This is a genomic window from Mesorhizobium sp. M0898 (assembly GCF_040319695.1).
Lineage (GTDB): Bacteria > Pseudomonadota > Alphaproteobacteria > Rhizobiales > Rhizobiaceae > Mesorhizobium.
In genome coordinates, this window is record NZ_JAMYOE010000039.1 from 1 (window position 1) to 13,761 (window position 13,761).

General features: G+C 63.3%; 17 protein-coding genes. 13 read left to right on the forward strand and 4 right to left on the reverse strand.

The window, feature by feature from the left end; genetic code table 11:
• The coding region (groEL, locus tag NKH90_RS27645) for a chaperonin GroEL (RefSeq protein ID WP_352822206.1) at positions 1-895 on the reverse strand (895 nt) is incomplete at its 3' end.
• A 101-nt stretch (positions 896-996) separates the two neighbouring features.
• The gene (locus NKH90_RS27650; RefSeq protein WP_352471004.1) at positions 997-1,335 is read right to left on the reverse strand and encodes a co-chaperone GroES; all 339 of its coding nucleotides are present in this window, start codon (positions 1,333-1,335) and stop codon (positions 997-999) included.
• Positions 1,336-1,577: 242 nt separating this feature from the next.
• Between NKH90_RS27650 and NKH90_RS27655 the strand changes: the two genes are divergently transcribed.
• Together NKH90_RS27655 and NKH90_RS27660 are read left to right on the forward strand one after the other, a co-directional pair.
• A complete protein-coding gene (locus tag NKH90_RS27655) occupies positions 1,578-1,850 on the forward strand; it encodes a hypothetical protein (RefSeq protein ID WP_352471005.1) in 273 nt (90 codons plus the stop codon).
• On the forward strand, positions 1,847-2,113 hold the full coding sequence (locus tag NKH90_RS27660; RefSeq protein ID WP_254819951.1) for a DUF1488 family protein: 267 nt from the start codon (positions 1,847-1,849) through the stop codon (positions 2,111-2,113). Before NKH90_RS27655 ends, NKH90_RS27660 begins: the two co-directional genes overlap by 4 nt.
• Positions 2,114-2,143: 30 nt before the next feature.
• Here the strand turns inward: NKH90_RS27660 and NKH90_RS27665 are convergent, their stop codons facing one another.
• Together NKH90_RS27665 and NKH90_RS27670 are read right to left on the reverse strand one after the other, a co-directional pair.
• Positions 2,144-2,335, reverse strand: coding sequence for a hypothetical protein (locus NKH90_RS27665; protein WP_352501784.1), 192 nt, complete (start codon positions 2,333-2,335; stop codon positions 2,144-2,146).
• A gap of 43 nt (positions 2,336-2,378) precedes the next feature.
• Positions 2,379-2,594, reverse strand: a complete 216-nt coding sequence (locus tag NKH90_RS27670; RefSeq protein WP_352471007.1) for a hypothetical protein — start codon at positions 2,592-2,594, stop codon at positions 2,379-2,381.
• 276 nt (positions 2,595-2,870) lie between these two features.
• Between NKH90_RS27670 and NKH90_RS27675 the strand changes: the two genes are divergently transcribed.
• The 11 genes from NKH90_RS27675 (at position 2,871) to NKH90_RS27725 (ending at position 13,759) form a co-directional block, all read left to right on the forward strand.
• Positions 2,871-3,281, forward strand: coding sequence for a DUF3168 domain-containing protein (locus tag NKH90_RS27675; protein ID WP_352471008.1), 411 nt, complete (start codon positions 2,871-2,873; stop codon positions 3,279-3,281).
• Between the two features lie 380 nt (positions 3,282-3,661).
• Positions 3,662-3,961: a hypothetical protein gene (locus tag NKH90_RS27680; RefSeq protein ID WP_352471009.1), complete on the forward strand. Its 300-nt coding sequence runs from the start codon at positions 3,662-3,664 to the stop codon at positions 3,959-3,961.
• Positions 3,962-4,025: 64 nt separating this feature from the next.
• Positions 4,026-4,691 (forward strand): response regulator transcription factor, encoded by a 666-nt coding sequence (locus NKH90_RS27685; RefSeq protein WP_023718390.1) that lies wholly within the window; start codon positions 4,026-4,028, stop codon positions 4,689-4,691.
• A gap of 10 nt (positions 4,692-4,701) precedes the next feature.
• The gene (locus tag NKH90_RS27690) at positions 4,702-6,129 is read left to right on the forward strand and encodes an ATP-binding protein (RefSeq protein ID WP_352471109.1); all 1,428 of its coding nucleotides are present in this window, start codon (positions 4,702-4,704) and stop codon (positions 6,127-6,129) included.
• Between the two features lie 121 nt (positions 6,130-6,250).
• Complete coding sequence (locus tag NKH90_RS27695) at positions 6,251-6,685, forward strand: RT0821/Lpp0805 family surface protein (protein WP_352770670.1); 435 nt, start codon at positions 6,251-6,253, stop codon at positions 6,683-6,685.
• Between the two features lie 279 nt (positions 6,686-6,964).
• Positions 6,965-8,101, forward strand: a complete 1,137-nt coding sequence (gene ccmI, locus NKH90_RS27700) for a c-type cytochrome biogenesis protein CcmI (RefSeq protein ID WP_352770673.1) — start codon at positions 6,965-6,967, stop codon at positions 8,099-8,101.
• A gap of 3 nt (positions 8,102-8,104) precedes the next feature.
• Complete coding sequence (ccmE, locus tag NKH90_RS27705; protein ID WP_352770675.1) at positions 8,105-8,548, forward strand: cytochrome c maturation protein CcmE; 444 nt, start codon at positions 8,105-8,107, stop codon at positions 8,546-8,548.
• Between the two features lie 14 nt (positions 8,549-8,562).
• Entirely contained in the window at positions 8,563-10,551 is a 1,989-nt protein-coding gene (locus tag NKH90_RS27710) for a heme lyase CcmF/NrfE family subunit (RefSeq protein ID WP_352822209.1), read from the forward strand.
• Positions 10,548-11,012: a cytochrome c-type biogenesis protein gene (locus NKH90_RS27715; RefSeq protein ID WP_352770680.1), complete on the forward strand. Its 465-nt coding sequence runs from the start codon at positions 10,548-10,550 to the stop codon at positions 11,010-11,012. Before NKH90_RS27710 ends, NKH90_RS27715 begins: the two co-directional genes overlap by 4 nt.
• Positions 11,013-11,128: 116 nt before the next feature.
• Positions 11,129-12,685, forward strand: a complete 1,557-nt coding sequence (locus tag NKH90_RS27720) for a Do family serine endopeptidase (protein ID WP_352770683.1) — start codon at positions 11,129-11,131, stop codon at positions 12,683-12,685.
• Between the two features lie 399 nt (positions 12,686-13,084).
• Positions 13,085-13,759 (forward strand): response regulator transcription factor, encoded by a 675-nt coding sequence (locus NKH90_RS27725; protein ID WP_254819962.1) that lies wholly within the window; start codon positions 13,085-13,087, stop codon positions 13,757-13,759.
• Positions 13,760-13,761 lie beyond the last annotated feature (2 nt).

Sequence of the window (13,761 nt, forward strand, 5' to 3'; positions counted from 1 at the left end):
GTCCGGCGGTGAGCACGGCGATGTCTTCCAGCATCGCCTTGCGGCGGTCACCGAAGCCAGGCGCCTTGACGGCCGCTACCTTGAGGCCGCCGCGCAGCTTGTTGACGACCAGCGTTGCCAGCGCTTCGCCCTCGACGTCCTCGGAGATGATCAGCAGCGGCCTGCCGCTTTGCACCACGGCTTCGAGGATGGGCAGCAGCGCCTGCAGATTGCCGAGCTTCTTTTCGTGGATGAGCACGTAGGGCTCTTCCAGCTCGACGCGCATCTTCTCGGCATTGGTGACGAAATAGGGCGAGAGATAGCCGCGGTCGAACTGCATGCCTTCGACGACGTCTAGTTCGGTTTCGGCGGTCTTGGCCTCCTCGACGGTGATGACGCCGTCATTGCCGACCTTGTCCATCGCCTTGGCGATCATGGCGCCTACGCTGGTGTCGCCATTGGCGGCAATGGTGCCGACCTGCGCGATCTCTGCTGAGGACTTGACCTTCTTGGCGCGCGCCTGAATTTCCTGGACGACGGCGCTGACGGCAAGATCGATGCCGCGCTTGAGGTCCATCGGGTTCATGCCGGCGGCAACGAATTTGGCGCCCTCGCGCAGGATGGAAGCGGCAAGCACCGTGGCGGTGGTGGTGCCGTCGCCGGCAAGGTCGTTGGTCTTCGAGGCCACTTCGCGCACCATCTGCGCGCCCATGTTTTCGAACTTGTCGGAAAGCTCGATTTCCTTTGCCACGGCCACCCCGTCCTTGGTGACGCGCGGCGCGCCGTAGGCCTTGTCGATAATGACGTTGCGGCCTTTGGGGCCGAGCGTCACCTTGACGGCGTTGTTGAGGATTTCGACGCCGCGCAGCATGCGGTCACGCGCGTCGGTGGAGAATTTGATTTCCTTGGCAGACATGATCTTTTCCAGTTCGGTTGTCGTGGCAAGGCGCTTGCAGCGCCTGAATCAAAGCTCGGAGCGTCCTTTGCGCGCGCGCGGGAGGGCGCGCGGCCTTCCAATCAGGCGGCCTTCTTGGCAGCCACGGTCTTGTCGATGATGCCCGTCTCGCTTTTTTCGATGATGCCCATGATATCGGCCTCCTTCATGATCAGAAGGTCCTCGCCGTCTATCTTGACCTCGGTGCCGGACCATTTGCCGAACAGAATGAGGTCGCCGGCCTTGACGTCGAGCGGGATCAGCGCGCCGCTTTCGTCCCGCGCGCCCGGCCCGACAGCGATCACTTCGCCTTCCTGCGGTTTTTCTTTGGCATTGTCGGGGATGATGATGCCGCCCTTGGATTTGGTGTCGCTTTCGGCGCGCCGAATGACGACGCGATCGTGGAGTGGCCGGAATTTCATGGGGACTCTTTCTGGGGCCAGCTTAGGCGGCCGCCCCTCTCTATAGGCGCCCTGGCACTCGATTGATAGGAGCGCCAAAAAATATTCATAGGGCACATGAAATATTGAACGTATTATCTTGCCTGGTTATCCCCTGGTGTTCGGGCCTTGCCGAATATTAATGAAATTGAATTTCTATCTTTGAACACCTATTTTCTGGTGAATTCACATTCACGACTTTCGCTGCAAGGGAGATTTTACCGATGGCCGAAGGCAATCAGAACATCATGGAAAAAGCTCAGGCCCGCTTCATGGAAAATCAAAAGAAGACGGCGGAGCGGAACAAAGCAACTGCCGAATATCTCTCGGAAGCCAAGGCGAGGAGCATCAAAACGGCAAGGCTGAGGGAATTGCGACTGGCCAAGGAAGAGGCGGACCGCGCGGCGGAAGCTCTGAATCCGGTCGCACCAAAGAAGAAGCGGGCGTCACGGGCAGTCAAGAAGGCCGTATCTGCATCGACGGAGGCGAAATCATGAGCCTGACATTTCCCAATCCCAGCCGCAGCTACGACGAGGCAAGCAAACGCATCCGCTTCGTCGGCCATGACGGGATGTTCCAGATTTCCTTCTCTGTCGCAACCGATGCCATCTCCAAGATGCAGCCGGGAACGGCGGCCTCAGAAGCTACCTACCTGGCAGCCTTCGACACGGCTTCCAACTCGATCCACGATGTCGCCAGGAATGCCTATGCCCGCACCCGCAGGAGCATATATGTGCTGACTGCGGCCGATTTTCGCTAGTCCGTCGCGATCCGTCCACAAGACGCTTTCTCAGGGCTTCCGGTCCGCCTTCGCTCGCCGCTTGACGTCGCGACCGTTCAGCCGGTCGACCATCGCGTCCGCATCGCGCGTGTTCAAACTGGCCGTGAGTTGCTGCTTGAGCTCGACCGGCTGGCCGGTGAAGACGTCGAAGACGGTCCAGCTGTGAGGATGTTCCATACGGAGCGCGTAGCGCTTTGCCATCTTGGGTCCTTTCGTTTCCGCCCAATCAATGAATGTCGCTCGATCAGGCCTGGGCGATGAAGAATACTGCCGCCACGACAAGCACCGTCCACAAAACGACGGACAGCTTCAGGGCCAGGCTACCGTACGCCGAGAGCACCTCCCGAGTGTGGTTGACCAGACTCTTGACGGTCATCGACATGGTCGACGCCGCAATCGCGACCGGCGGCGCCTTGGCCCCAAGCTTTCCGAAGACAGGCAGCAGCGACGGCTCGCGCACGAAAAACGACCTCGAATGTCTGGAAACCAGACATCGTCATAGCATCCTTTTTTCGAACTCCTGCATGCCAAATGACTTCGCGCAGGTTGGCATCACCCTCAAGGGTCCGTGGCGCGGACGGCCGGGGCGTCGCGCATTCCAGGAGCAGGGCTTATTGCCGAGATCATGAAGGTTCATAATCCGCATGAGACGCGCTGATTCGCGCTTTGGCGGGATGCCTTCATGCAACGCAGCTACGCAGCCGGGAGGTCGACGCGACGGACGAAGGGAAAGACGATGACCGCGCCGGCCGTCGAATTGCAGAAGGCCATATTCGAGGCAGTGAATGACGATCCCGATTTATCGGCGGCACTGGGCGACGCACGATTGTTCGACCGTGCGCCGGAAAATGTTGCGTTCCCCCACATGACCTTCGGCCGCACCAGCGTCTACGATTGGGCAACGGGAATGGAGAACGACGCAGAACAGTTGCTGACGTTGCATGTCTGGTCGAAATCAGAGGCCAGCAAGGAAACCAATGACATCATGGACCTTGTTAGCACCCGCCTGCGCGATACGGCTCTCTCGCTCGGCGAACATCGCCGCGCCTACCTCAAGCTCGAATTCGCCGAAGCCCGCTACGACGAGGACCTTTCGGCCCATCACGGGCTGCTGCGCTTCCGCGCCGTGATCAAGGACGAGGGCTGACCACCGGGCATTTTTTACAATCCGGCAATTTTGTTCTTGCTTTGTGCCAGCAGCTATGCTACTAATTCGGCTATGGTGCTGATGGCGCCAGCGACCCGCCGCAGAGGCGGGTTTTTATTTCCGGTCGGTTCGCCTGAATCTGCCTTCGGTTGCCGGATCGATTGTCGAAGTCGGGGCAAACCTGAAGCGATTGCCTTTCACTGCCAAACGATGCCCGGTTGTCGGCGAAGGATCGGAGGGCTAGGTTAAACTTGGCAATTTCGCGGGATGGGCGGCGAAATGGCAATCCGGTAATCTCGCGCTTCAGGGGTGTGGCGGGCATGCATTCGAGCGTTCACCGTTCATATCACGTTCAGCACCGGCGCGTTAGAACGCTGACCATGAAAACCCTTCGCTCCCACTTCCGGACCGCGGCACTGGCGCTGTCAGCCGCCGGTCTGCTTGCGTCGCAGGCGATGGCGATCCCCGTTGTCGTGCCCGAGCAGCCCCAACCGGTCGTCCTCGCCGCCTCCGACTGCTATGCGATCGGCCAGCAGGTGGCCGAGCAGAATGGCGGCACCTTGGCCAAGGCCTCGCAGTCGACACGCGGCGGCCAGCCGGTCTGCGTCATCGTCGTGCTGGTTCCGGGCAAGGAAGGGCAGCGTCCGCGTCGCTCGGAGATCGTCGTTCCGCTGAACTGAACCGTGCCGTTTCCCAGTCTGCCGGAATCGGCCTATATCTGAACAGCTTCAACAGGCCTTCCGCATGCGCGTACTCGTCGTCGAAGATGACAAGGATCTCAACCGGCAGATCGGCGACGCGCTGGTCGATGCCGGCTATGTCGTCGACCGCGCTTTCGACGGCGAGGAAGGGCACTTTCTCGGCGACACCGAGCCCTACGATGCCGTGGTGCTCGACATCGGCCTGCCGCAGATGGACGGCATCAGCGTGGTCGAACGCTGGCGGCGCGGCGGCCGCAAGATGCCGGTGCTGATCCTGACGGCACGCGACCGCTGGAGCGACAAGGTTGCCGGCATCGACGCCGGCGCCGACGACTACGTCACCAAACCCTTCCACATCGAGGAAATCCTGGCCAGGGTGCGGGCCTTGATCCGGCGTGCTGCCGGGCACGCTTCGTCCGAACTGACCTGCGGGCCGCTCCGCCTCGACACCAAGGCCTCCAAGGCCGACGTCGACGGCGTGCCGCTGAAGCTGACCTCGCACGAATTCCGCTTGCTTGCCTATTTGATGCACCACATGGGCGAGGTGGTGTCCCGGACCGAGCTGGTCGAGCATCTCTACGACCAGGATTTCGACCGCGATTCCAACACGATCGAGGTCTTTGTCGGACGGCTTCGCAAGAAGATGGGCATCGACATGATCGAAACTGTTCGCGGCATGGGCTACCGCATGCGTAAGCCGGAGGCGTAACGCGGAACCGCTGCCTACAAAACCCGCCGTCTCGAACACGCCGTCGCTGCGGTCATGGCCGCGTTCGGTGGCGTTTCGCGTCATCGCCTTTTCCACCGTCTGGGCGATCCTCACTCTGGTCGTCATCTTCACCTTGATCACCACGCTCTATCGCCAGGCCAGCGAGCGCGGTTTCGACAGCCTGCTTTCGGCGCATCTGTTCAACCTGATCGGCTCGGTCGGCGTTTCTGAAAGCGGCCAATTGACCGGCGCCCCCGACCTTGGTGATTTGAGGTTCTCGGAACCGAATTCCGGCTGGTACTGGTCGGTCGAGCCTGCCTCGGAAGGCGTGCACGGCGATCTCCATTCGTCGTCGATGACCAAGGCGATCCCGTCGCCAAGCGTTGCCGAGGTGCCCTTCAATGCCAGCTTCCAGCGCAGCTATTCAGCGGACGGCATCGAAGGCGAGCAGTTGGAGGTGTTCGAGAGCGAGTTCGTGCTCGATGCGAAAAACCGCGCCGCGCGCTTCCGCGTCATGGGCAACCAGACCGAGCTCGAGCAGGAAATCGCCACCTTCCAGCGGCGCCTTTTGACCTATCTGTCGCTGTTCGGCGTCGGCATGATCGCCATCAATGCGATTGCCATCCTGCTCGGCCTGCAGCCGCTGCGCCGGGTCAGGAATGCGCTTGCCATGGTGCGCGAAGGAACCGCGCAGCGCCTAGACGGCCGTTTCCCGGCCGAGATAGAGCCGCTCGCCAACGAGACCAATGCGCTGATCGAGAACAACAGGCGTATCGTCGAGCGGTCGCGCACGCAGGTCGGCAACCTCGCGCACTCGCTGAAGACGCCGCTTGCCGTGCTGCTCAACGAGGGACGGGCGCTGGGTGGCGCCAAGGGCCAGCTGATCGCCGAGCAGGCCGCTTCCATGCAAAAGCAAGTGGACCATTATCTGCAACGTGCCCGCGTCGCCGCGCAGCGCGACAGCGTCGTCTACCGTACGCCGGTGGCGCCGCTGGTCCAGCGCATGGTTCGGGTGCTGCAAAAGCTCAACCCGCAGACGGCGCTGTCGCTGTCGCTGCCGGCCACCGACATCGTCTTTGCCGGCGAACGCGAGGACCTGGAGGAGCTGCTCGGCAATCTGCTCGACAATGCGATGAAATGGGCAAGGAGCGCGGTCGCCGTTTCGGTCAAGCCAATCTCCAGCAAAGGTGGCGCTGGCACGGAAGGCGCAGCCAACCTGTTCGAGATCAGCATCGAGGATGACGGCCCCGGCATTCCCGACGACAAGGCGCGCGAGGTGTTGCAGCGCGGCCGGCGGCTCGACGAGACAAAACCGGGCAGCGGGCTCGGACTTGCCATTGTCGCCGACCTTGTCAACGAGTATGGAGGCTCTCTGGCGCTGGAACGATCCATCATGGGTGGATTGAAGGCGATGGTTCGATTGCGGAGCCTTCAGTAATGCTTTTCCAGATTGCTTTTCCAGGTGGCTGGCTGCGGCCAAATTTCCGACAAACATCGACATTATGGCCGCGCCAGCTGCTGACAGCGCGGCGGTCCAGCTCAAGAAAGCCGGTATTGGCATGAAGATTCGCGTCGCGCTCGTTTCCGCCCTGCTCGCCGTCTCCGGCTGCACGACGCTCGGCAAGGGCCCGGCCGTTACGGTGACGCCGGCCGCGACGCCCCCCAGCGGCGCCAAGGTGGCGATGACGATCATCTCCGCCATGGGCGGCGGCCTCGTCGGCGGTTCTATCGGCGCCGGCCTGAGCGAGACCGAGAAGCGCAGCGCGCTCGAGGCGGAATACAAGGCGCTTGAATACACGGCGAGCGGCCAGAAAGTGGCTTGGAAGAGCGACAGTTCGGCCCATCGCGGCGAAGTGGTCGCCGCCCAGCCCTATCGCGTCGGCTCGCAGGACTGCCGGCAATACACCCATACGGTGTTTACCGGCACCGCCGGCGCCACCGCGCGCGGAACCGCCTGCCGCAATGCCGACGGCAGCTGGACGCCGCTGACGTAGCGCAATTCCAGGAAAAGTGTGAAACGGTTTTCCGTCCGGAATTGCGCAAAAACAAAGACGCCCGGCCGTCGATCCGCCGATACCGGTCCGGCACTAAAGCGCGTCGCGTTCGACCGGCGTCATGCGACGCGCTATAGGTTCTTGTTTTGATGCATGGTCGTTATCGCAAAACCGCTGCACACTTTTGCGCGACATGCATTATCGATCGGAGCGGCCCCGCCAAAGCGTCGCAGCACGCTTGTGTTGGCAGGGCAAGGGTCTCGTTCTATTGGAAGAGCCATGCTGTTTTGGGTCATAGCCGCACTCCTGACGCTGGGCGCAAGCTTGGCGGTGCTGCTGCCGTTGGCCGGCGGATCGAAGAACGCGTCCGCTGCCGGCGATCACGACCTTGAAGTCTATCGCGACCAGCTGGCGGAGCTTGACCGCGATATGGCGCGTGGCCTGATCCGGCCAATGGAGGCCGAAGAGGCACGCGCCGAAATCGCCCGCCGCATCCTTCGCCTGAGCAATGCCGGCCACGCCGACGAGACGGCGACGCAGCCGTCGCGGTCGACAAGGCTGGTGGCGACGGCGGCCGTGCTGCTGGTTCCGCTGGTCAGCTGGGGCCTCTATGGCCAGCTCGGCTCACCCGACCTGCCGTCGCAGCCGCTCAGCGAACGCCTGGCCAAGAACCCCGCCGACAGCTCGGTCGACGAGCTGATAGCCCGCGCCGAGGCGCACCTGGCGGCCAACCCATCCGATGGCCGCGGCTGGGACGTGCTGGCGCCGGTCTATCTGCGCATGCAGCGATACGCCGATGCGGTGACCGCCTATCGCAACGCCATCCGCCTCGACGGCGACAGCGCCGCCCGCCAGGCGGGTCTTGGCGAGGCGATCGCCAATGCGGCCGGCGGCATTGTCTCCGCCGAAGCGCAGGCGGCTTTCGAGGCGGCGTTGAAGCTCGATCCGGCCAATCCGAAGGCCGCGTTCTATTTCGCCATGGGCATGGCACAGGAAGGCCGCATAGCTGAAGCCACGGCGGCCTGGCAAAAAATGCTTGCCGCCTTGCCGCAGGGCTCGCCGTGGCGCGGCGCCGTCGAGCAGGCGCTGGCCGAATCCGCCGCCCGCAGCGTCGCTTCGGAGGCGCCCGCCAAAGGGCCGACCGCCGAGGATATCGATGCTGCCTCCTCGATGTCGCCGCAGGACCGGCAAGCCATGATCAGCACCATGGTTGCCGGCCTCGACGAAAGGCTTCGGCAAAATCCGCGCGACGAGGAAGGGTGGATGCAGCTCGTTCGTTCCTATGCCGTACTGGGCAAGACAGATCAGGCGCGTGACGCGCTCAATCGCGGTATCGCCGTCTTTGGCGCGGACAGTGACCAGGCCAGGAAATTCGCCGCCTTTGCCGCCTCGCTTGGCGTGACGGCGACGGAGTAGACGATGACGCGCAAGCAGAAACGACTGTCGGTGATCGCAGCGGGGCTGGGGTTTCTCGGTGTTGCCACCGGGCTGACCTTCTACGCGCTTGGCCAGAAGGCCTCCTATTTCTACATGCCGGCCGATCTGGCCACCGCCAGCCTTCAGCCGGGCCAGCGCATCAGGCTCGGCGGTCTCGTCGAAAAAGGCACGGTCGAGCGTGGCCAAGGCGCCACCGTCGCCTTTTCGGTGACCGACAACCAGAAGAACGTCAAGGTCACCTATACCGGCATTCTTCCCGACCTCTTCCGGGAAGGGCAGGGCGTGATCACCGAAGGCTCGTTTGGCCCTGACGGAATCTTTGTCGCCGACAGCGTGCTGGCCAAGCATGACGAGACCTATATGCCCAAGGAAGTGGCCGACGGCCTCAAGGCCAAGGGCGTATGGCAGGAGAGCAAGAGTGACTAGCGGGTGCGGTGACAATGGTTGAAACCGGACATTTCGCCCTGGTCCTGGCGTTTGCGCTGGCCCTGGTGCAGACGATGGTGCCGCTGTTCGGTGCGCGCACCGGCAACCACAAGATGATGGCCGTCGGCGCACCGGCCGCGCTGACCGGCTTTGCCTTGACGGCGCTGTCTTTCGTGGCGCTGGCAACCGCCTACGCCGGCTCCGACTTCTCGGTTGAGAGCGTCTGGGAGAACTCGCATTCGCTGCAGCCGCTGATCTACAAGATCACCGGAACCTGGGGCAATCACGAAGGTTCGATGCTGCTCTGGGTGCTGATCCTGACCTTCTTCGGCGCGCTCGTCGCCGTCTTCGGCGGCAATCTTCCGGCGACGCTCCGGGCCAATGTGCTTGCCGTGCAGGGAGCGATCGGCGCCACTTTCTTCCTGTTCATCCTGACGACGTCGAACCCGTTCGTCAGGCTCAATCCGGCGCCTATCGAGGGCCGCGATCTCAACCCGATCCTGCAGGACCTCGGCCTCGCCATCCATCCGCCGCTGCTTTATCTCGGCTATGTCGGTTTCTCGATCTGCTTTTCCTTCTCTGTCGCTGCCCTCATCGAGGGCCGCATTGACGCTTCGTGGGCGCGCTGGGTAAGGCCGTGGACATTGGTTGCCTGGATGTTCCTCACCGGCGGCATCGCCATGGGCTCCTACTGGGCCTATTACGAGCTCGGCTGGGGCGGCTTCTGGTTCTGGGATCCGGTCGAGAACGCATCCTTCATGCCGTGGCTGGCGGGCACGGCGCTGCTGCATTCGGCGATCGTCATGGAAAAGCGCTCGGCGCTGAAGATCTGGACGCTGCTTCTAGCGATCCTGACCTTCTCACTGTCGCTGCTCGGCACCTTCCTGGTGCGCTCCGGCGTGCTGACCTCGGTGCACGCATTCGCCACCGATCCGACGCGTGGCGTGTTCATCCTCTGCATCCTGACGCTGTTCATCGGCGGCTCGCTGGCGCTGTTTGCCTTGCGCGCCTCCCGGCTGACGGCCGGCGGCCTGTTTCACCCGATCTCGCGCGAAGGCGCGCTGGTCCTGAACAATCTGTTCCTGACCACCGCCACCGCCACCGTGCTGGTCGGCACGCTCTACCCGCTCGTGGTCGAAGCCCTGTCTGCCGACAAGATTTCGGTCGGCGCGCCCTTCTTCAACCTGACATTCGGCCCGCTGATGGTGCCGCTCTTGGTCGTCGTGCCGTTCGGGCCGCTCCTCGCCTGGAAGCGCGGTGACATTTTCGCGGTCGCCCAGCGTCTGATGGCGGCTTTCGCGGCGGCGCTGCTCGCCGTGCTGGTGACGGGCCTGTTCATCGATGGCGCTTCGGTGTTGGCGGCACTCGGTGTCGGCCTTGCCTTCTGGCTGATCTGCGGCGCGCTCACCGATCTCGCCGTCAAATCCGGCTTCGGCACCGTCGCGCCAGCCACCATGCTCAGGCGCTTCGCCGGCCTGCCGCGCTCGGTCTTCGGCACAGCGCTTGCGCATCTCGGCCTCGGGCTGACAACGCTCGGCATTGTCGGCACGCTTTGCTTCGGCACCGAAAAAATCCTGTCGATGCATGCCGGCGAGACCGTCGAACTGTCCGGCCACAAGCTGCGCTTCGAGGGGCTCTACCCGGCCCAGGGGCCTAACTACAGTGAGGATCGCGGCCGCTTCGCCCTGCTTGGCGCCGACGGCAGCGTCGCAGGCGAGATCACCTCGGCCAAGCGCTCATATCCGGTGCGCCAGATGACCACGACCGAATCCGGCATCAGGACGATCGGCTTCAGCCAGCTCTATCTTTCGCTTGGCGACGAGGGCAGCGATGGCTCTGTGGTCGTTCGTCTGTGGTGGAAGCCGCTGGTGACGCTGATCTGGGGCGGCGGAATGGTGATGATGGCGGGCGCGGCGATGTCGCTGCTCGACCGCCGCCTGCGCGTCGGCGCACCGTCGCGCCGCAAGGCTGCGGCCGGCGTGCCATCGGCGAGCCCGCAATGAAAAGGGCCACGCTGGCCTCGCTGGTCCTGCTGCTGGCGCTGTTGTTCGCCGGCGCCACGCAGGCCGTCAAGCCCGACGAGGTGCTGGCCGACCCGGCACTCGAGGCGAGGGCGCGCGCATTGTCGGAAGGCCTGCGCTGCATGGTCTGCCAGAACCAGTCGATCGACGAGTCCGATGCCGACCTCGCCCGCGACCTGCGCATCCTTGTGCGCCAGCGCCTGGTCGCCGGCGATACCGACCGGCAGGTGATGGACTATGTCGTTTCGCGCTACGGCGAATTCGTGCTGCTGAAGCCACGCTTCAATCTGCGCAATGTTTTGCTCTGGGGGACGCCAGTTCTTCTGCTGCTCGTTGGCGGGACATTCATCCTGCTGGCCGCCCGCTCGCGCCGTTCGACGGTGACCGCTGCATTAACTGCCGAGGAACAGGCGGCGCTGGACAAGATGCTCCGCCGCGATTGATCGATACATTACGAAAGTTTCATGTACCGGAAATGGCGCCGTAATGTGCGGCTCTCTATTTCCTTTGTCGAGGATGCCAATCAAGGGGCGTCCCTTGAAAAGAGGATACGAGAACCATGAATGTTGCCCCCAATTCATATCTACGCACCCGCAAACGCCTGCTGGCCGCAGCCGCATCCCTGGCCATTGCCGGCGCGATCGGCTTTGGTGCTGTTGCCACCGGGACAGCCCCGGTGCTGGCCGACGCCGTGCGTGTCGAGGCACCGCAGGTCCCGAGCTTCGCCGATGTGGTCGAGCGCGTTTCGCCGGCGGTCGTCAGCGTGCGCGTCAAGGCCAAGATCCAGTCGACGGCCGATGACGGTTCCGGCCAGATGGACGACGAGGACGGCTTAGGCAATCTTCCCGACAACCCGCAGCTGCGCCGGTTCTTCCGCGAATTCCGCGGCTTTGGCGATCAAGGCGGCGATCAGGGCCCGAACGGAATGCGCCGATTTGGACACCGCGACCGCAACAACGACCAGCCGCGGCCGGTGGCGCAAGGGTCCGGTTTCTTCATCTCCGATGACGGCTATCTCGTCACCAACAACCATGTCGTCGAGGAGGGCACCGCCTTCACCGTGGTGACCAATGACGGCAAGGAACTCGACGCCAAGCTGATCGGCACCGATCCGCGCACCGATCTTGCCGTGCTCAAGGTCGATGACGGCAACAAGTTCACCTATGTCGACTTCGCCGACGATTCCAAGGTTCGCGTCGGCGACTGGGTGGTGGCTGTCGGCAATCCGTTCGGCCTCGGCGGCACGGTTACCGCAGGCATCGTTTCGGCCCGCGGCCGCGATATCGGCGCCGGTCCCTATGACGACTTCATCCAGATCGACGCCTCGGTGAACCGCGGCAATTCGGGCGGCCCGACCTTTAACCTCAACGGCCAGGTTGTCGGCATCAACACCGCGATCTTCTCGCCGTCGGGCGGCAGCGTCGGCATTGCCTTCGACATTCCCGCTTCGACCGCCAAGCAGGTCGTGCAGGATCTGATGAAGAACGGCACCGTGCAGCGCGGCTGGCTCGGCGTCGAAATCCAGCCGGTCACGCCCGAAATCGCCGAATCGCTTGGCCTTGGATCCGGCAAGGGCGCGCTCGTTGCCAGCGCGCAGGACAGCGGTCCCGGCAAGAAGGCCGGCATCACCGCCGGTGACGTGATCACCCAGGTGGACGGCAAGGATGTTGCTTCGCCGAAGGAACTCGCCCGCCTGATCGGCGCTTACCCGCCCGGCAAATCTGTCGATGTCACGGTGTGGCGCAACGGCAAGAGCGAGGCGGTCAAGGTCGATCTCGGCAAGCTGCCGTCGAGCGACAAGCAGGCCTCGGCCGACCAGCAGCCTGCCCCCGCGCCGAAGACCGACACGCTCGCCGATCTCGGCCTGACCGTCACCAAGTCTGACAATGGCAAGGGCCTTGTGGTGACCGATGTCGACCCTGACAGCGATGCCGCCGATCGCGGCATCCAGCCCGGCGACGTCATCACCTCCGTCAATTCGGCGGAAGTGAACGGCGCCGGCGACGTCGACAAGGCGATGGCCGACGCGATGAAGTCCGGCCGCAAGGCGGTGCTGATGCAGATCACCCGCGACGACAGCAACCGCTTCGTCGCACTGCCTGTCGCCAAGGGCTGAGCGCATGACCCCGAACACGTATTCCGTTTTCGGAAAGGCTCATGCGCCGATTCAAGGTGCTAGAGCGTCCTTTGCGCGTCCAAGAGGACGCGCGGCGCTCTAGTGGTCGACTTTTCCGGTGCGGCGGTTTTCAACACCCCCGAGCCGCCGCACGGGAAAGCACGGGGCCTGAATACGTTCGTCATCCATCGTGTTCCGCCCCAGCGGCAGCGGGCCTCCCATCGCCCGCTGCCGCTCGAACATGCCGCTCAAGGCGTGAGGCGGTTTTAGGCTACGACATGCTAAAACAAAGACTTACCGCGTATCCCTGAATCACTTTGTTCGCGATACGCCATGGAGAAGGCCACGATGCATATGCCGGCCACTCAATCTTCCAGCGAAATCGCGTATAACGGTTCTATGAAGATTCTCGTCATAGAAGACGATCGCGAGGCAGCCGACTACCTGCAGAAGGCGTTCGCCGAGGCCGGCCATACCGCCCATGTCGCCGGCGACGGCGAAACCGGCTTCGCGCTCGCTGATTCCGGCGACTATGACGTCATGGTCGTTGATCGCATGATGCCGCGCCGCGACGGCCTGTCCGTCATTGCCGGGCTCAGGTCCCGGGGCAATACGACGCCCGTGCTGATCCTGTCGGCGCTCGGCGAAGTCGACGACCGGGTCACCGGTCTGCGCGCCGGCGGCGACGACTATCTGACCAAACCCTACGCCTTTTCCGAACTGCTCGCCCGCGTCGAGGTGCTGAACCGCCGCGCCAGCGCCAGGGAAGCCGAAACCGTCTACCGGGTCGGTGATCTCGAACTCGACCGACTGTCGCACTCGGTCCGGCGCGCCGGGCGCGAGATAACGCTGCAGCCGCGCGAGTTCCGCCTGCTCGAATATCTGATGCGCCATGCCGGCCAGGTGGTGACCCGCACCATGCTGCTCGAGAATGTCTGGGACTACCATTTCGATCCGCAGACCAATGTCATCGACGTTCATATCTCGCGGCTGCGGGGCAAGATCGAGAAGGGCTTCGACAAGCCGATCCTGCACACGGTTCGCGGCGCCGGCTATATGCTGAAAAGCGGCTAGAA